Raw genomic sequence first — 17,039 nt, 5'->3', positions numbered from 1 at the left:
ACTCAACGGCGCTGTATCGGGCGAGGGCGCACGAAGCTGCCGCCGATGCGCTGACGCGTGCTGTCGGCGGAGAGTGTCCATCTGCACGCGGAGGGAAGTGATTGGGATCTTGCAGGAATCTCGGCAGTCCGCGTCGACATAATCGACTCTTGAACCAGGATCGACCAGGGAAAATGGAGCCGCCTGGGGGAATCGAACCCCCGACCTTTTCATTACGAGTGAAGCGCTCTACCGACTGAGCTAAGGCGGCGTACCTTTCGGCTGTGCGAGTCTATCGTCTCGGTGGCGGATCGCGAAAACGGGGAGGTCAGCGTTGATGGCTGGGCAGGCTGGGTGGGGGCGTAGGGCCAGTTCTCGGGTGGTGAGCACTTCGCCGGGGAGCAGCTCGGCGGTGTAATTCGTTGGCACAGAAGTTCAGGGCGGGGATCCCTCGGATCCACCGCCCTGAAGTTGGCGTATCGGGTTATTCGGCCGTGTCGGTCCAGGTGACCGGCAGTTCGTGCACGCCGTAGATGTTCATGTCGGTGCGGAGCTTCACGTCCTCGGCGGGGATGGCCAGTGCGAGGGTGGGGAAGCGGCGCAGCAGTCCCTGGAAGCCGGCGCGCATCTCGATGCGGGCCAGCTGCTGGCCGAGGCACTGGTGGACGCCGTGGCCGAAGGACAGGTGGCCGCGGGCGGTGCGGTGGATGTCCAGGGTGTCGGGGTTGTCGAAGCGGTGCGGGTCGTGGTTGGCGGCCAGCGTCGAGATGACGACGGTCGATCCCTTGGCGATCGTTTCGCCGCCGAGCTCGATGTCCTCGACGGCGTAGCGGTAGAGGATGTCGACGACGGACAGATAGCGCATGAGCTCCTCGACGGCGCCGGGCATCAGATCCGGGTCGGCGCGAAGTTCGGCGGCTTGCCCGGGGTGCTCCAGGAGCGCAAAGGTGCCCAGCCCCAACATGTTCGCGGTGGTCTCGTGACCCGCGAGCAGCAGCAGGAAGGCGATGCCGGTGAGCTCCTCGATCGACAGGTCGTCCTGGCGGGCCAGGTCGGACAGAATATCCTCGCCCGGGTCGGCGCGCTTGCTCATGACCAGTTCGGCGAGATAGGTGGTCAGCGCGCCGTACGCCGCCATCTTCTCCTCGATCGGCTGGTCCTTGATCAGGAACTTGGCCGAATTCGCCTGGAAGGTCCTGCGATCCGCGTAGGGAACTCCGAGCAGTTCGCAGATCACCAGTGAAGGCACCGGCAGTGCGAACTCCTCGACCAGGTCGACCGGCGGGGTCAGGCTCGCCAGGTGGTCCAGCTGCCGCTCGACGACCTCGACGATGTGGTCCTCGAGCTGTTTCATGCGCCGGACGGTGAAGGCGCCGGTGAGCTTGCGCCGCAGCCGGGTGTGGTCCGGCGGATCCATCGCGATGAATACGCCCGGGATCTGCGGGGACGGTTCCCGGTCGACGGGCAGGCCGGGCAGGTCCTCCAGCGTGTGGAGAACACCGATGTCCTGGCGGGAGCTGAACCGGGTGTCGGCCATGAGCGTGCGCAGCGCCTCGTAACCGGTGACGATCCAGCCCTGGTGACCGTCGGGGAAGACGATGGGACTGACGGGGCGGGTCTCGCGCAGCCGCGTGGTACCGCTGGGCGGGTTGAAGGGGCCCGCGTCGCGGTCGGTGGCGAGGCCGTGGGGGATCGAATCTGCTTGACTCATCGGGGTTTTCCTTACGTGACGATTATTCGACGATGGTGATCGCGCCGGACGGGCACACCCGGACGGCCTCGCGGACGGCCTCGGGCTCGGCCGGGTCGCGCAGCAGGATCACCCGGCCGTCCGCGGTGTCCTGGCCGAATGCTCCGGGGGCGGTCAGTACGCACATTCCGGCGCCGATGCAGCGCTCCCGGTCCACCCTGAGTTCCATGGGCTCACCCCTTCTCCCCGGCGACCGGGCGCGAGGGCGTGCGGCAGATGGCGAGCGCGTCGTTGCGCATCTCCGCGTCGTTGCGGATCATTGTGTGCCCGTACGCCTTCCGCGGCCCGGTCGCCGCGATTGCTGAGCTGTTCATGGGAATACTGTCGCCGGGTCGGCTGATACCGGCCTGATACGGACCTGACATGCCGGGTGGGGCGATGTTCATCCTGCTCGAGGCCGTTTCCAGAGGCGGGTGCCGACGCTGACGCGCGTCGCGCACCCGCCTGCGGAGGTGCCGGGCGCACTAGGCGGCGTGGTGGATGGTGATGTTGCCCATCGCGCTGCGCGCGTACACCTGCACGGTGTCGCCGCTGGCGTCCGCGACCGGTCCCAGCTGGTTCTGCACGTTGCCCTTCATGGTGTTGGTCTGCACGTTCACCGCGCTGCCCGGACGGATGCCGACCTCGAGCTCGCCCATGGAGGTTTCCAGCCGGATGTCTCCGCGGGCTGCCGCACCGATGCGGATGTCGCCGCAGGAGGTCTTGGCGGTGACCGAGCCGAGCGGGCGGTCGACGAAGATGTCACCCGCGGCGATCTCCAGCCGGCATTCGCCGAATTCGCCGGTGCCCCGCAGGCGGCCCACTCCGGCGTTGCCCCTCAGCTGGGAGCCGGTGGGAACCTCGATGGTCACCTCGATGGTGGGGTTGCCGCCGAAGGGGGAGTAGGTGCGCCAGTCCTTCGGGGTCGTCACGGTCAGGGTGCCCGCGGCGAAGTCGACCTGGGTCTGCGCGGCGGCGCGCACGTCGGCCTTCTTGGACTCGTCGGCGGGGTGGACCTGGACGATGGTGTCGGTGCGGTCCGAGGCGATCACGTTCACGGTCGCGGACAGGACATCGACGACGACGGCGATCGGGTTCGGGGTCTGGAAGATGTTCATGGCGTTTCTCCTTGTGCGAGTAGCGAATTCAGCCGGTGTGCTGGATTGCTGTATTTCGTTGATGGCAATACTTTCGCCGGGGTGGCTGATACCGGCCTGACATCGCTCTGACATGCCCGCTGACACGGCGTTCGGTCTGGCCGGCACGGTGTTCCACCTGGTAGACCTCGGTTGCGTGGCCGCCGGAAAGTTGTCGGTGGACGATTTGCCCGTTCACGGCAGAATGGCCGGGTGAAGATCGCATTGCTTGGACCGCTCGATATCCGAGCAGATGACGGTGGGGTGATCGAAGTACCGGGTGCGCGGTTGCGGGCGTTGCTGATCGCCCTGGCGCTCGAACCCGGCCGCGCGGTCCGGAAATCGACGCTGGTCGATTGGATTTGGGGCGAGCAGCCGCCCGCCGACGCGGCGAATGCGCTGCAGGCGCTGGTTTCCCGGCTGCGCAGGGTGCTGCCGGACGGGTCGCTCGATGTGCAGGCGGGCGGATACCGGCTGATCATCGAGCCCGGTGCCGTCGATGCCGTGCGCTTCGAACAGCTGCTGGACCAGGCCGGTGGCGGTGGCGACGCGCATCGCGCCGAGCTGCTGCGCGAGGCCGTCGAGCTGTGGCGCGGCGCATTGATGCAGGACGTCGGTATCCAGGACAGTGAGGGCGTCGACGCGGTGGTCACTCGGCTCGAGGGCTTGCGCCTGGCGGCCGCGGAGGATCTGTACGAGGCGGAGATTCGGCTCGGCCGGGGGCCGGAACTGGTCGCCGAGCTGACCGAGCTGGTGGCCCGGAACCCGGTGCGGGAGCGGCTGGTTGCCGGGCTGATGCGGGCGCTGGGCGAGGCGGGGCGTGCCGCCGAGGCGCTGACCGTCTACCAGCGCGCGCGGGAGGCACTGGCCGACGAGCTGGGCGCGGACCCCTCACCCGAGCTGTCGGCGCTGCACGTCGCGCTGCTGCGGGGCGAGGTCGGTGCGCGGGAGGAGGCGGAGCGCAGGACGAATCTGCGGGCCGAGCTCACCACGTTCATCGGCACATACGCCGACGTCGCGGCCGTGCGCGAGTTCATCTCGAACCATCGGCTCACCACCCTGACCGGGCCCGGTGGCTCGGGAAAGACCCGGCTGGCGCTCGAGACCGCGCGCAGCATGCTCGACGACCTGCCGGACGGGGCCTGGCTGGTGGAGCTGGTTTCCGTCGGTGCGACCGGTGATGTGGCGCAATCGGCACTGGCTGCGCTGGGTCTGCGGGATGCGTTGCTTGCCGTGCAGCATGCGGAACCGATGGACCGGCTGGTCGCGGCGCTGCGTGAACGGGAAACGCTGCTGATCCTGGACAACTGCGAGCATGTGATCGATGCCGCGGCGGCATTCGCCCACCGGGTGCTGGGGGAGTGCCGAAAGTTGCGGATCCTCGCTACGAGCCGGGAACCGCTCGGCATCACGGGTGAGGCGCTGTGGCAGGTCGAGCCGTTGACGTTGCCGGCCGAGGGTGCGAGCACCGGCGAGATCGAAGCCTCCCCGGCGGTGCAGCTGCTGCGGGATCGGGCCGGTGCTGTGCGCAAGGATCTCCCGGCCGATGCCCGCGCCCTGTCGACGATGGTGCACGTCTGCCGGGCCCTGGACGGAATACCGCTGGCGATCGAGCTGGCCGCGGCCCGGCTGCGGACCATGTCGCTCGATCAGCTCGCCACTCGCCTCGATGATCGGTTCCGGCTGCTGACCGGCGGCAGCCGCACCGCGATACCGCAGCATCGGACGCTGCGCGCGGTGGTCGACTGGAGCTGGGAGCTGCTCACCGATGCCGAGCGGATGGTTCTGCGTCGGCTCTCGGTGTTCTCCGGTGGCGTGAGTCTCGAAGCGGCCGAACAGGTTTGTGTGAGGGTCGGGGGTCGCGGGGGCGGGAAGGATACGGCGATCGAGCAATGGGAGATACTCGAGCTGCTGACCGCCCTGACCGAGAAATCCCTGCTGCTCATCGCCGACGACAGTGGGCCGCGGTATCGGATGCTCGGCACGATCCAGCAGTACGCGTGGGAACGGCTCGAGGAGTCGGGTGAATCGGAGTCGGCGCGCCGGGCGCATCTGGAGTATTTCACCGAGCTCGCCGAGGCCGCGGAGCCGAATCTGCGCCGCGCAGAGCAGATCCGGTGGCTCGCAACGCTCGAGGCCGAGCACGACAACATCGCGGTGGCGATGCGCGGCGGGCTCGCGGCCGGCGATGCGGGGGCGATACGGCTCGCGGCGGCCGCGGGCTGGTACTGGTGGCTCGGCGGGCACAAGGCCGAGGGCCTGGAGTTGATCACCGCGGCCGCCGACCTGCCCGGCGAGGTCGACGACGGGACGCGGGCCATGGTGTACGGCCTGGTCGTGCACTTCATGATGTCCGGGCCGACCGATGAGAGCCTGGCGCAGGAATGGATCCACAAGGCATACCGATTCAGCCGGCACAGCCAGGCCCGCTACCCGCTGCTCGGGTTCGTCGCCGCGCTCGAACGAATGCTGCAGGGGCCGGACGCGCTGCTGACCGCGTTCGAACCGCTGCTCACCGACGACGACCCCTGGGTGCGTGCGCTGGCCCGGTTGCAGCTGGGCAAGATGCGGACGATGGTCGGCCGGCAGGGGCGGGAGGCGGACGAGTACTTCGAGACGGCCCTGGCCCAGTTCCGGGCGATCGGTGAGCGTTGGGGCATTTTCTTCGCGTTGACCGAACTGGCGGATCGCATTGCCATGCGTGGCGAATTCGCTTCTGCGTGTGAGTATTTCGAGCAAGGGATCGCGGTGGTCACCGAGGTCGGCACGCTCGACGATGTCGTCCGATGCCGGTGGCGCCAGGCCCAATTATATTGGCTGCTGGGTGATTCGGAGGCGAGTGCGTTCGCCGTGGCGGAGGCGCAGCGGTGCGCGGATCAGGCTGCTTGGCCGAGCGCGCTGGCCGGATTGGCCATGGCGAAGGCGGATCTGGCCCGGTGGAGCGGTGACGCGGCGGAGGCCCATCGGCAGATCGATACCGCGACAACCCTGTTCGGCAGCGACGTCGAGCAGGCGAGCGTCAGCGCGGAGATACACAGTCAGCTCGGCTATCTCGCCGACGGTCTCGACGAGGCGCGCGCACAGCACACCGTGGCCTTCCGGGCCGCCGCCGAGGCGGGGTACGCGCCCTTCGTCGCCAGAGTGCTGGTCGGGATCGCGGATCTGGCCCTGCGTGAGGGCCGGGACGAACAGGCCGCGCGGCTGCTCGCGGCGGGCGAGGCGGTCCGTGGACTCCCCGATCATTCCCAGCCGGACGTGGCCCGGATCGAGCAGGCAGCACGAAGTCGCCTCGGTGAAGAACGTTTCACCGAGGCGACGAGGGAGGGTGCGCAGGCGGACTGGCATGAGCTGGCCGCGACTACACTCGCTTGTTGAAAGTGGCACGTGCCCACAGGTATCCGACGATGGCGAACCCGGCGCACCAGGCCAGCGCAGCCGCGGTGTATCCGCCGCAGGGGTGTCCGGTGAGAAAACCGCGCAGGGATTCGATGATCGGCGTGAAGGGCTGATACTGCGCGAACTGCCGCACGCCCTGGCCCATCTTGTCGGCGGGCACGATCGCGCTGCTCAGGAAGGGCAGCATGATCAGCGGCACGACGCTCATGCCCGCGGATTCCGGAGTCTTCGCCGCCATCCCGAGCGCGACCGTGAGCCAGGAGGCCGCGAACGATGTCGCGGCCATGACGCCGATCGCGCCCAGCCAGTCGAGTGCTGTTGCGGACGAACGGAATCCGAGCGCGAAGGCCATGCCGACGATGGCCGCGATGGCGACCACGTTGGTCAGGACGGTGGCCACGACGTGACCGATCAGGACCGCGTTGCGGGACACGTCCATCACCTTGAAGCGGTTGATGATGCCCTTGGCCATATCGGAACTCACCGATACCGCCGTGCCCGACAGGCCGTAGCTGATGGCCAGCAGGATCATTCCCGGCGTCGCGTAGTCGATGTAGTGCTCGCCGACATCGAACGCGCTGCCGAACACGTACACGAAGATCAGCATCATCACGACCGGCATCAGGGCCGCGTTGAAGATCGTGACCGGGGTCCGGGTGATGTGTTTGACGTTGCGGCGCAACATGATCGAGGAATCGCCGAGTGGTGCTGTGATGGTGCTCATGATGCTGTGGCCTCCGTGGTCGCGTGACCGGTCAGGGAAAGGAAGACGTCGTCGAGATCGGGAGTGTGGACGGAGACCTCTTCGGCCTCGATTGCGGATTCGCCGAGCCGATCCAGCAGCAGCCGAAGGGATTTCGTGCCGCCGCTACCGGGAACCCGCAGGGTCAGGGCCTCGTCGTCGCGGGTGGATCCGGGCAGCGCCCGTGCGGCCGAATCCAATTCGTCGATCGTGGTGAACCGGAGCCGGATGTGACTGCCGGGCATCTGGCGCTTGAGGTCGTCGGGGGTGCCCTCGGCGACTATGCGGCCCTGGTCGAGCACCGCGATCCGGTCGGCCAGCTGGTCGGCCTCCTCGAGATATTGGGTGGTGAGGAAGATCGTCACGCCGTCGGAGGTCAGCTCCCGCACGATTTCCCACATCGTGCGTCGGCTGCGCGGATCCAGGCCCGTGGTCGGCTCGTCCAGGAAGACGATCTGCGGCCGGGTGACCAGCGTCATCGCCAGGTCCAGCTTACGGCGCATCCCACCGGAATAGGTGGACGACCGCTTCTTCGCCGACCCTGCCAGATCGAATCGTTCCAGCAGCTCGCTGACGACACGCTTGCGCTCGCCGCCCTTCAGGCGGTGCAGATCCGCCATCATCTGCAGGTTCTCCTCGCCCGTCAGCAGCTCGTCCACCGCCGCGAACTGTCCGGTCACACCGATCGCCGCGCGCACCGCTTCGGGTGCGGTGGTGAGATCGTGCCCGGCGACGTGTGCCGTGCCGCCGTCCGCCTTCAACAGCGTGGTCAACACGTTCACCGTCGTCGTCTTGCCCGCCCCGTTCGGTCCGAGCAACGAAAAGATCGTTCCGGCACCGATACTCAGGTCGACGCCATCGAGTACGGCCTTGTCGCCGTACGACTTCCGCAGCCCGGAGGCCGTGATTGCCATGTTCATGGGGATACTGTCGCCAGCCCGGCTGATATGGGCCTGATGTCGGCCTGACACGGCCCCTGACACGGGGTTCGAGCTGGTAACGGGGGATATGGCGCGCGGGGAGGGGCTTATTTTCCGTAGCGGCGGTGGCGGCTGGCGTAGTTGCGGAGGGCTCGGAGGAAGTCGAGTTCGCGGAAGGCGGGCCAGTAGGCCTCGCAGAAATAGAGTTCGGCGTAGGCGGATTGCCAGAGCAGGAAGTTGGAGAGGCGTTGTTCGCCGCTGGTTCGGATCACCAGGTCGGGGTCGGGTTGGTTGGCGGTGTAGAGGTGGGCGGCCAGGTCCTCGGCGGTGAGGGTGTTGGCTATGTCGGCGAGAGATCTTCCCTGGCTTGCGTTTTCGTAGAGCAGGTCGCGGAAGGCGTCGATGATCTCCTGGCGGCCGCCGTAGCCGATGGCGAGGGTGACGTGGGCCTCGGTGGTGCAGTCCCGGGTGGCTTCCATGGCGTTCTTCAGGGCGCGGGCGGTGGTGTCGGGCAGGACGTCCATCGAACCGGCGACGTGCAGTTGCCAGCCGGAATCCGGGCGGCCCAGGCGATCGGTGACCAGATCCTCGACGACCTGCATGAGGAAGTCGATCTCGTCGTTGCGGCGGTTCTGCAGATTCTCGGTGGAACACAGGAACACCGTGACGTGCCGGATGCCGAGGCTCTCACACCAGGCGAGCACGTTCTCCGCGTGCTCGGCGCCGTAGCGGTGCCCCAGCCGGGTGTCGGCCAGGCCCTTCTTGCGGGCCCAGCGGCGGTTGCCGTCCATGATCAGGCCGACGTGCCGCGGCAGTTCCGCTCCGGCGAGCTGATGTCTGAGCCTGCGGGTGTACACCTCGTACACCGGATTGGCGATCCGCAAAAGTCGGTCCTAACTCCTGGGCCCGAATCGGAACGTCGGGCTACCGCGAACGAGTGGTGATCCTGGCCATCGGCGGCCACGGCGAACCTACGCATCCTGCCTGACCGGGATGGCGATCGACAGCGGGAACTGTAATTCTCAGCGCCCTCTCAGTGTCGGAATTCCCGGTCGATGTCATCGAGAGGTGTTGCGTACGGTGCGAGATCGCGAGGTCGGCGATCCGCTGTGCATACGGCCAATCGGCTTCCACAGCAACGCTTCCCGCAATAACAGCGTGGTGCGCGCAGTCGCACTCTCAGGGGATCCCGGCTGATTCACTTCGCGGTGCGGGGGCGTGTGTGGTGGTCGGTGTGCGGGTGTTGCCGATCGGTGTATCGAGGTGTGGCGGTGGGGTGAGCCTGCTGAACTTCGAACATTCGGGGCAGTCGGCGATCAGCGGATGGCTGCAGGTGGTGAGGTGGGCGAGGAAGCTGTCGGTGGCTTCGAGGAGGGCCATCCGGGCTCGGATTTCGGCGCGTCTGGTCTCGATGAGGGTGATGCGGGTGGCGCTGCTGTTCGCGCCGAGGTCGCGGATCTGTTCGAGGGACAGGCCGGTGCGCTGGAGGATGCGGATCAGGCGGGCGATGTCGAGGGTTTGCTGGTTGTAGGTGCGGTGGCCCGAGGGGGTGCGGGGTGGGTGCAGCAGGCCGACGGATTCCCAGTGGCGCAGGACGTGGGCCTCGATGCCGAGGATCGCGGCGGCGTCGCCGATGCGCAGGGTCGATTCGGTGCTCACGTTCGCCTCCTTGACTTCATGTCGACATCAAGTATTAGCGTTCCGTCATGTCCGAACCAGTTCGTAGTCCGAATGTATTCGAATGCTGTTCCGCTGCAACGAGTCTGGTGCGTGGAATGGTGCGTCCGCGCAAGCCTGACGAGTCCTTTCTGCGGTCGATCGCCGATGCGGGGTTGCCGAACGCGCGGCGCACGGTCGAGATCACGACCCTGGAACAGGTGCCGCGAGCGGTGCCGACGCCCATGGTCGTGGAGGGCCGGTTCAATCCGAGGCGGATTCGCAATGCGCTCACCTCGTTCGTCGTGCGGCATCCCGAGGCCACCTTCCTGGTGGATCCGAGTTTCTGCCTCGATGCCGAGCGCCGGGCCATCGCCGAATTGCCCGCGATCCTGCGGGTCGCGGTCCGCCCGCCCGCCGACACCATTGCGACGGTCACCGCCTTGAAGGGCGAAACTCAGCTTCCCGCACCGGATTTCGCGCTGCCCACACATGCGCACTGGGATCATGTCTGCGGTCTGCTCGACTTTCCCGGTCTGCCGGTCCACCTGCACAGCGACGAACATCGGTGGATCGCCGACGGGGTGGTCGCTCCGGTCGGCGGCGTGCGCGATTCGTTGCGTGACCGTCCGGTCGAGCAGTTCGACCTCGACGGACCACCGGTGCTCACCTTCACCCGCAGCCGCGACCTGTTCGGCGACGGCAGTGTGGTGCTCGTCGATCTGGCCGGTCACACTCCGGGCAGTATCGGGATCCTGTGTCACACCTCGACCGGCTGGGTGCTGCTCGCGGGCGATGCCGCGTGGCATCACCTGCAAATCGAAGACATTCGCCAGAAGGCCGGATACCCAGGGCTTTTCGCCGACGTGGACCGCGATGCCACCTTCCGGACGCTGCACCGGCTACACCTGGCGCGGCACACGGTGACCATCGTCCCGACGCACGATCACGACGCGAGCAGCCGGTTCACCACCGGCCGGATCGATCCCGCGCAGGCGCTGCCGTGAGGGCCGGCGGTGGGGTCAGAGGTCCCAGGTGCCCTGGGCGGGCCAGTTGCCGTGTTCTCTGCTCCGGGCTTCCGCCCAGGCGATCACGCTGCCTGCCAGTGGGCCGTTGCCATTGCGCTGGAACGTGTGTTTGTCGATGGTGAGGTCGTACTCCGCGTTCTCGGTCGGCGGGGTCGCCAGGGACAGCGCCTGGACGTGGTAGCCGATCGTGTCGGGGGTTTCCTGGGTTCGGCGGATGGTCAGACGCCACAGGGGCGGGTGGATCTGCCTGCCGTTGGGGCGGCGGCCGCTCTGTTCGGTGGCCGTGTAGTCGTCCGCGACCATATCGATGGACCAGCTCGGGTACTCGAGCACCACCGCCGTGTGCGCGTCGATCACCAGGTTCGTCTGGCCGAGGCCCCGGCCCGCCTCGATCTGCTCCGGGGTCAGCTCCGGCTGGCAGATCCAGCCGAGTGGGAACTGGTAGATCCGCCATTCCCGATCGTCGGCGGGGAATATCTCGGCCAGGTACTCGCGGGTGCGTTCCCGGGTACTGAGGTCGGGCATGTGCGGCTCCTTGTCGGGGCGAGCAGGTATTTCCACTCCCTCGTCATCATGCGGGGTACGGGTGTCAGCTGGTGGGGCCGGCCGGTGTGGTCGTCTGCCGGGGTACCAGTAGGTATTCCATATGTGCCGATCTGTTCACCAGCCAGGCGGGCGGGCGGTCGGAGGTGGCGCCGCTCTGGGGGTCCCACCACACCGGTCCCGGTGTGCGGTTCGGCGCCACGATCGTCGGGTAGACGATCACCGTCGCATGGCTGATGTCGCTGAGGACCGGGAACCCGTTCGCATGGAACAGCGGTTGCTTCGTGATCGGGTCCTCCTTCTGCCAGACGTTGTGGACCAGCGCCGCCGAGCCGGGGCCCTGCTGCTTCATGTAGTCGTGCAGAGCCGCGAACTGTCTGTCCATTCGACCGGCGGAATAGAAGCTCTGGATCGGGGTGCCGAGGAAGTTCTGGGCACGCTGCATACCGCCCGCCTCACCCCAGCGATTGTCGAGCCACCGCGCCAGTGCGACCTGCGGGTCGCCCATGAAACTCGCCAGACCGGCCAGCGACGTATCGAGACAGTTGTTGTTGCGGCCCGGTTCGCTGGTGCCGCCGGCGTTGATGAGTGTGCCGTAGTCGTTGTCGCGCGGGTCCGCGCCGATCAGGAATCTGTCGCCGTCGCGCAGGGCGTCCTCGACCTCGTGCTGGAAGCTGGGGTCCTCCAGCGGTTGCAGGTAGTTGAGTCCGTAGTGGCGGGTGCCGCCGAGGCCGGTGAGGTGTGATGCGGTGAGCGCTCGGGCCATCGCGTTGGTGAAGTGCCGGAGATCGTCCGCGCTCAGCCCGTCGGGATCCGAGGGGCGCGGCAGGCCGAGGTGCTCGCGCAGGTTCTCGGTGAAGGTTTCCACGGACATGTCGGGATGCCATTGGCCGTGGTCGTGGCCGATGGTGATGTTCAGGTGCGCCGAGGCGATATCCGCTGTGCTCTGGGTGGGCACGAGGTCGACGTGCAGCAGTTGCAGCGGCTCCAGAATCTCACCCCTGCCGAACTCCAGATCCGTTGCCAGCTGCGCTCTTTGCCAGAACTGGAGAGCTTGATCGTGGGTGACGCCCTGACCGAGCTGGGTATGCATGACGATCCGTGCGACCGCGACCGGCGCCACGAGGTCCTCGCCATCGGCGTGTTCGTACCGGAGGTGATCGAAAGTCGGTGTGGCGCTACGAGGATTCGCGGCCACCGGCGTGACCGGTCCCGCGGCCGTCGCCGCCTGGAGCAGCGCACGCCGGTCCCGGGCCTGTTGGAGGACTGATTCCTCCTCCTCGGACAGGCTGTGGGCGGGCGAGCTGCTGCCGACGGCGGATGGTGAATCAGGTTGTGGGACTTGTTGATCGGCTGAGGTCGTCGCGGAAGCCTGTGGTTCGGGTGTGTGTGAGTCCGTTGCCGGGGCCCCCGGGGTGGCGGTCGATGCCGGTACGACCATGGGTGTGGGTAGCGGGTTGTCGGTGCTGTGCCGTTCGAGGTCCGCGAGGGTTTCCGGGACGGTGAATTCGCGGATCAGGGCGTCGCGAGGTGCCTGTAGGTGGGTCAGGACCTCCTGGATCAGCATCGGCGATCTGCTCAGCGCGGGGTCGAAGACCTGCCAGGCGGCTATGTCGCCCTCGACGGTGTGCACGAGGTTGGCGGTGTACCGGCTGATGGGTACGGACTGCTGGATGGATACGTTGCGCCGCAAGGCATCCGGCACCGTGGTGGGTGCCCGCATACCCTCGGCGGTGATGACGAGGGTGCGGGGGAAGGTGCCTTTGCGGATCAGGGCCGACGCCGTCAGGTGGGCGCGTTCGGCGGATCCGACCTCGGTGGTGAACGGGAGCTTGCCCAGAGCCCGGATCCAGTCCGTAGCCGTATCTTCCAGGACCGGGGTGGGTTCCGCGTCCGGCGTCGAGAACGCGGCCGGGAGGCGGGCGAAGGCGTGGTCGATGTAGTCGTGTTCGTCCGGCAGGGCGGTGCGCAGGTCGTCGAACAGTTCTCGCCCGCCGGTGGCGGTCCGGTACGCGGACTGGACGGGCCACAGTGCGGGTAGGTCGCGGTCCAGCTGGACCACCATCGTCAGTGCGGCGAGAGGCTGTCCGGAATCGATCCGGTCGCGTATCGCATCGGTGTATGCGCGCACCGCCGGGGCGTTCTCCCGGTGCTCGGACGGCAGGGGCGCGGCTGCGGGAATCGTCGCGGGTTCCCAGCCCATCAGCTGCCGCACCCGGGATGCCCGCGCGTCGGACAACCTGCCCGTCTCGTGGGCCTGCTGCACCGCGGCGGCCAGCGGGGTCGTGTGGGCGATCCGGTAGACGCCCTCCAGGAAGGCGGGATCGCGGTGCGCCGTCGCGTGACGCAGCGTGTCCAGCATCGCGGGGAAGTCGATCGGATCGGTGCCGCCCTGCAAGGCCGTGGCGAGCTGGATGGCGTATTCGTGATCGGCGTCCGTGTCCCGATTTCCCACGATGAAGTCGTGGAATTCGGTGCGCAGGTGTGAATTCAGGAATCTCGCGAGTGCGGGGTTGTCGTCGATCAGCCCGACTCGGGCCGGGTTGCCCGCCACATGGGAACCGATGATGTCGACGATGTCGCTCTCGACCGCTGGTAGGCCTTCGGCCCGACGTGTGTGCAGGTAGTCCTGGACGGCGTCGCGAATCTGTCCGCCGAGGTTCCGGCGCGCCATGATGTTCAGACTTTGCAGCAGACGCTTGTCGGTATCGGCGTCCGCGAGGCTCCGGTCGAGTTCGCGCAACGACTCGGGGCGGTGCACGTCGCTCTCGGACAGCGGCGGGAGCAGGCGTCCGGGGGCCAGGGCCATCGCGTGCGCGTCCGTGACGACCACCGTCTGGCCGCGCAGGTAACCCTGTTGCATCCAACGCATCCACGAGACGTCGGCGGCGTCGTCCGCGGCGCGCTGTTCGGCGAACTTGTCGATGATGTCCTCGGCCGGTCCTTCGACATGCGTGGCCCGGGCGGGATCGAGGTGGATCTTCGCGAGCCACTCGTTCTTGCTCACCGGTTCGCGGGCGACCGCGGGATCCCAGACCATCCACTCGGCGTGACCGTCCCGGTTGCGGGTGTAGACCAGGTTGGCGACGTGGTGACGCCAGTTCAGCAGCTTGGCCGTACCGTCCGGCAGAGTCTGGATCATCTGCAGATCCTCGCCGTTGACGAGAATCTTACGCGGCCGAGTGCCGAGCGAAATCAATTCCAGCGCAACGTGATGCGCCAACTGAACGCATCCGGTGTCGAGGTAGCCGTGCGGCATCGGGTGGTCGCCGGACCAGTGTTCGAAGGTCATGGTGTCGATGTGCTCGAACCATTCCCGGGCGGTGTCCCACTCCACCGGTATCCGCTCGTCGTCCGGGCCCCACGGCGACCGCTGCTCCGCGGATTCGGCGAAGACGTGGTCGAGATACTCCTTGTCCTCCGGCAGGCCGCTGCGCAGATCCGTGGCCAGATCGCGGCCCTGGGTCTCGTTCCGGTAGGCGTCCTGGACCGCCCACAGTTTGCGCGGGTTGCGGTTCAGATGCTCGATGAAGGCCAGTGCGCCGTCGGTATCACGAATCGACAGAAGCGATTTCACGTACTCGCGCACCGCGGGCAACTCCGCGGGCGACTGACCCGGACGCGCGGCCGTGCGCGGCGGTGTCAGCCCGGCGGGCAGGTCCTGTTTCGGTTGCCAGCCCATCAGGCGGGCGATTCGACGTTCCTGTGTCGCCGACAGTCGTCCCTGCTGAACTGCTTCGCGGACAACATCTTTCAGTGGGTGGCCGTGCGCGGCGGAGAATGCGGTTTCGAGCGGGCGGGAGTCGCGCGAGGTGTTCGCGTGGCTCAGGAGGGTGAGCACTCGGGCGAAATCGATCGGGTGGTCGCCGCTCAGCATTGCGCTCAGGTCGACGTGCGCCACGGTCGGCGCCGTTGATTCGGGCAGGATTCCCTGATCCCGCAGGAGAGCCGAACTCCTGCCGCCGCCGGGGACAGCGGTAATCGGTGTGGTGTGGCCAGTGCCGTCGTCGGCATGCGTCGAATCCGATGGCTGGAGGTTCGCGGGTCGCGGAGTGTCGGGGTATTCGGAGTCCCCGGTGCCACTCTGCGGTGTGGTGGTCGGCTGTTGTGTGGGTCGCGGTGCGGTGAAGTCCGTGCCCGGTGGGGCGGGGGGTTCGGTGGGTTGGTCGTCGGATGATGGGTGGTTGGGTCCGGGTGGCAGCACCACGACGTGCAGGACGGTGGTGCCGTTCTCGAGTTTGCTGATGCTGTCGACCCGTATGCGGGTATTGCGGGCCAGAAGGATTTCTCGCAGGTCGGGGTAGGGGCTGTCGTCGCCGATGTAGCGGGCTTGCGTGCCGGGTGGTAGAGCTACGTCCAGGTGGTAGCGCCTCTTGCGGAACACGGTGACGTCGGCGGACAGCGACAGGGACATGAAGGTGGGTTCCTGATGGATGGCACCGACCAGGAACTCGGGATCTCGGTCGCCCAGGGGTTGGCCGTCGGTGGCCGTCATCAGGGACAAGTAGCGGTCCTTGATGCCGCGGATGGCGTGGATCGTTTTTCCGTCCAGGGGCAGTGTGCGGTTGGTTCCCTGATCGATCTTTTCGACTATGGCCCAGAGCATGTCTGTATCGGGCTGCTCCGCCTTGAAGCCGTAGTACCTGGCCAACTCGTCGCGGTCGCCCTCGTCTGCACGGATTTGCGCCCAGCGTGCCCCGGGATCGGGGGCGGACACTATCTCATTCAATGCCTCCAGTTGATCGTCTTCGGATTCGGTTCGGTTGTCTTTGTCGCGTAGCACTGCTCGCGCGGTTCTCCATGCGTCCGTATTCAGACCGCCGTCGTTGAGATACTTACCGGGGATTTCCGCCTGCTGCACCAGGTCGTAGGTTCTATGACTCTTGGCGAGTTGCTCGACCCAGTCGTCGAGCCGCGACATCGAGTGTTGCCGCAGGGCCTCGTTGATGACCGGTGTTCGCTGGTACCTGTGTAGTTCGTGTTTCACCTCGCCGGGTAGCGCGTCCCAGTCGCGCATGACGTGCAGACCGAAATTGTGGCGGGCGATGTCGTCGTCGAATTCGCGGGTGTTTCCGTGGACGCGGCCCCGGAACAGCGGGCCATCCCGATTCAGCGCGGGGTCGACCTCTGCTGTGCCTGGGCCGGTGATGTGGAACACGGTATCGGGTGGCAGCAGTACTTGCGGCTGGTCGGGGCTGCCGAACAGCATCACCCGTGCCCCGGGACGCACGGTCAGTCCGATCCCCGGTTGTGTTGTCCCCGGTGCTGCGGTGTCTGCTGTGGTTGCCACGGTGAAGCGGGTTTGCCGGATCTCGTGACCGGGTGCCGAGAACTCGCTGGGGATTTTCAGGTGATCGGTGGTCAGGTGCAGTGTCGTGGTGATCGGCCGCAGCGTGCTGCTGACATGGTGGAGTGCCTCGGTCTGCCGTTCGAGCGCAGTGATGCTGAACGGCGTATTCAAATGGGCGAGGAAGTGGCCGTCCAGTTCGCGATGGTTGTCGTAGTCCTGGAGGATGTCTTCCCACCGCCACCGGGCATGGTAGTCGTCGCCCTCGCCGTCGTTGTCGCGGTCGAAGAGATTCGACAGGAGAGCCGACAGTTCCCGCTGAGCGGAGGTTCGGGCCTCGGGGGCGATGCTTTCGAGCCAGGCGAGCATCGGCCGGAGGTAATCGAATTCCGGCGGGTCGCCGATGGACCGCGGCAGGTCCGCGAACTCGTCGGGCAGTAACTCCGCGAACTCGTGGTGCAGCACTTCCGCGAACTCGTGGATTGGCAGGTCCGCGAACTCGTGGCGCAATAGGTCCACGAACTTCCGGGCCGCATCCAACCGGTCCACGACCTTGGCGAAACCCACGGGGTCGAACAGGAAACGGTCCACCGCATCGGGTTTGCGAGCGTGCGCAAGGACCG

Annotated in this window: 12 protein-coding genes and 1 tRNA gene (1 of these 13 only partly in view); 2 read left to right on the top strand and 11 right to left on the bottom strand. The window is 67.0% G+C overall.

The genetic code is table 11. The features are described 5' to 3' along the window. Window positions 1-174: 174 nt before the first annotated feature. The 5 genes from ON40_RS30845 to ON40_RS30825 all read right to left on the bottom strand — a co-directional run bounded on the left by ON40_RS30845 (window position 175) and on the right by ON40_RS30825 (window position 2,826). Window positions 175-250, bottom strand: a tRNA-Thr gene (locus tag ON40_RS30845). A gap of 213 nt (window positions 251-463) precedes the next feature. Further along, window positions 464-1,690: a cytochrome P450 gene (locus ON40_RS30840; RefSeq protein WP_040828375.1), complete on the bottom strand. Its 1,227-nt coding sequence runs from the start codon at window positions 1,688-1,690 to the stop codon at window positions 464-466. 22 nt (window positions 1,691-1,712) lie between these two features. Further along, entirely contained in the window at window positions 1,713-1,898 is a 186-nt protein-coding gene (locus ON40_RS30835; protein ID WP_040828374.1) for a ferredoxin, read from the bottom strand. 4 nt (window positions 1,899-1,902) lie between these two features. After that, window positions 1,903-2,043 (bottom strand): hypothetical protein, encoded by a 141-nt coding sequence (locus tag ON40_RS30830; protein ID WP_157186474.1) that lies wholly within the window; start codon window positions 2,041-2,043, stop codon window positions 1,903-1,905. A gap of 150 nt (window positions 2,044-2,193) precedes the next feature. After that, window positions 2,194-2,826 (bottom strand): DUF4097 family beta strand repeat-containing protein, encoded by a 633-nt coding sequence (locus tag ON40_RS30825; protein WP_040828372.1) that lies wholly within the window; start codon window positions 2,824-2,826, stop codon window positions 2,194-2,196. 231 nt (window positions 2,827-3,057) lie between these two features. Here ON40_RS30825 and ON40_RS30820 point away from each other — a divergent pair, with 231 nt between their 5' ends. Continuing rightward, window positions 3,058-6,219, top strand: a complete 3,162-nt coding sequence (locus ON40_RS30820; protein WP_040828371.1) for an AfsR/SARP family transcriptional regulator — start codon at window positions 3,058-3,060, stop codon at window positions 6,217-6,219. Here the strand turns inward: ON40_RS30820 and ON40_RS30815 are convergent. The 4 genes from ON40_RS30815 to ON40_RS48440 form a co-directional block, all read right to left on the bottom strand. Continuing rightward, a complete protein-coding gene (locus ON40_RS30815) occupies window positions 6,203-6,964 on the bottom strand; it encodes an ABC transporter permease (protein WP_040828369.1) in 762 nt (253 codons plus the stop codon). The genes ON40_RS30820 and ON40_RS30815 overlap by 17 nt on opposite strands. Further along, a complete protein-coding gene (locus tag ON40_RS30810; protein ID WP_040828367.1) occupies window positions 6,961-7,902 on the bottom strand; it encodes a daunorubicin resistance protein DrrA family ABC transporter ATP-binding protein in 942 nt (313 codons plus the stop codon). Before ON40_RS30810 ends, ON40_RS30815 begins: the two co-directional genes overlap by 4 nt. Window positions 7,903-8,009: 107 nt before the next feature. After that, the gene (uppS, locus tag ON40_RS30805; protein ID WP_040828366.1) at window positions 8,010-8,786 is read right to left on the bottom strand and encodes a polyprenyl diphosphate synthase; all 777 of its coding nucleotides are present in this window, start codon (window positions 8,784-8,786) and stop codon (window positions 8,010-8,012) included. Window positions 8,787-9,081: 295 nt separating this feature from the next. Further along, on the bottom strand, window positions 9,082-9,561 hold the full coding sequence (locus ON40_RS48440; protein ID WP_051193753.1) for a MerR family transcriptional regulator: 480 nt from the start codon (window positions 9,559-9,561) through the stop codon (window positions 9,082-9,084). 116 nt (window positions 9,562-9,677) lie between these two features. On the opposite strand from ON40_RS48440, the gene ON40_RS30795 reads away from it, so the two are divergent. Next, a complete protein-coding gene (locus ON40_RS30795; protein WP_245568070.1) occupies window positions 9,678-10,565 on the top strand; it encodes an MBL fold metallo-hydrolase in 888 nt (295 codons plus the stop codon). Between the two features lie 15 nt (window positions 10,566-10,580). Here the strand turns inward: ON40_RS30795 and ON40_RS30790 are convergent, their stop codons facing one another. Both ON40_RS30790 and ON40_RS30785 read right to left on the bottom strand, forming a co-directional pair. Then, window positions 10,581-11,111: an SUKH-4 family immunity protein gene (locus ON40_RS30790; protein ID WP_040828365.1), complete on the bottom strand. Its 531-nt coding sequence runs from the start codon at window positions 11,109-11,111 to the stop codon at window positions 10,581-10,583. Window positions 11,112-11,175: 64 nt separating this feature from the next. Next, window positions 11,176-17,039, bottom strand: the 3' portion of a protein-coding gene (locus ON40_RS30785) for an ADP-ribosyltransferase (protein ID WP_040828364.1). 25,273 nt of this gene lie beyond the right edge of the window; the window shows 5,864 of its 31,137 coding nt (coding positions 25,274-31,137); the start codon falls outside the window, past its right edge; its stop codon occupies window positions 11,176-11,178.

It is taken from the genome of Nocardia jiangxiensis NBRC 101359 (assembly GCF_000308615.1).
In the GTDB taxonomy this organism is placed as follows: domain Bacteria; phylum Actinomycetota; class Actinomycetes; order Mycobacteriales; family Mycobacteriaceae; genus Nocardia; species Nocardia jiangxiensis.
Note: the sequence above shows the minus strand (reverse complement) of the source record. Positions and strands in the feature narration are given on the sequence as shown.

Coding starts and splice junctions, on each gene's coding strand:
- ON40_RS30840 (WP_040828375.1), bottom strand. CDS start 1,690: ATGAGTCAAGCAGATTCGATCCCCCACGGCCTCGCCACCGACCGCGAC.
- ON40_RS30835 (WP_040828374.1), bottom strand. CDS start 1,898: ATGGAACTCAGGGTGGACCGGGAGCGCTGCATCGGCGCCGGAATGTGC.
- ON40_RS30830 (WP_157186474.1), bottom strand. CDS start 2,043: ATGAACAGCTCAGCAATCGCGGCGACCGGGCCGCGGAAGGCGTACGGG.
- ON40_RS30825 (WP_040828372.1), bottom strand. CDS start 2,826: ATGAACATCTTCCAGACCCCGAACCCGATCGCCGTCGTCGTCGATGTC.
- ON40_RS30815 (WP_040828369.1), bottom strand. CDS start 6,964: ATGAGCACCATCACAGCACCACTCGGCGATTCCTCGATCATGTTGCGC.
- ON40_RS30810 (WP_040828367.1), bottom strand. CDS start 7,902: ATGAACATGGCAATCACGGCCTCCGGGCTGCGGAAGTCGTACGGCGAC.
- ON40_RS30795 (WP_245568070.1), top strand. CDS start 9,678: ATGGTGCGTCCGCGCAAGCCTGACGAGTCCTTTCTGCGGTCGATCGCC.
- ON40_RS30790 (WP_040828365.1), bottom strand. CDS start 11,111: ATGCCCGACCTCAGTACCCGGGAACGCACCCGCGAGTACCTGGCCGAG.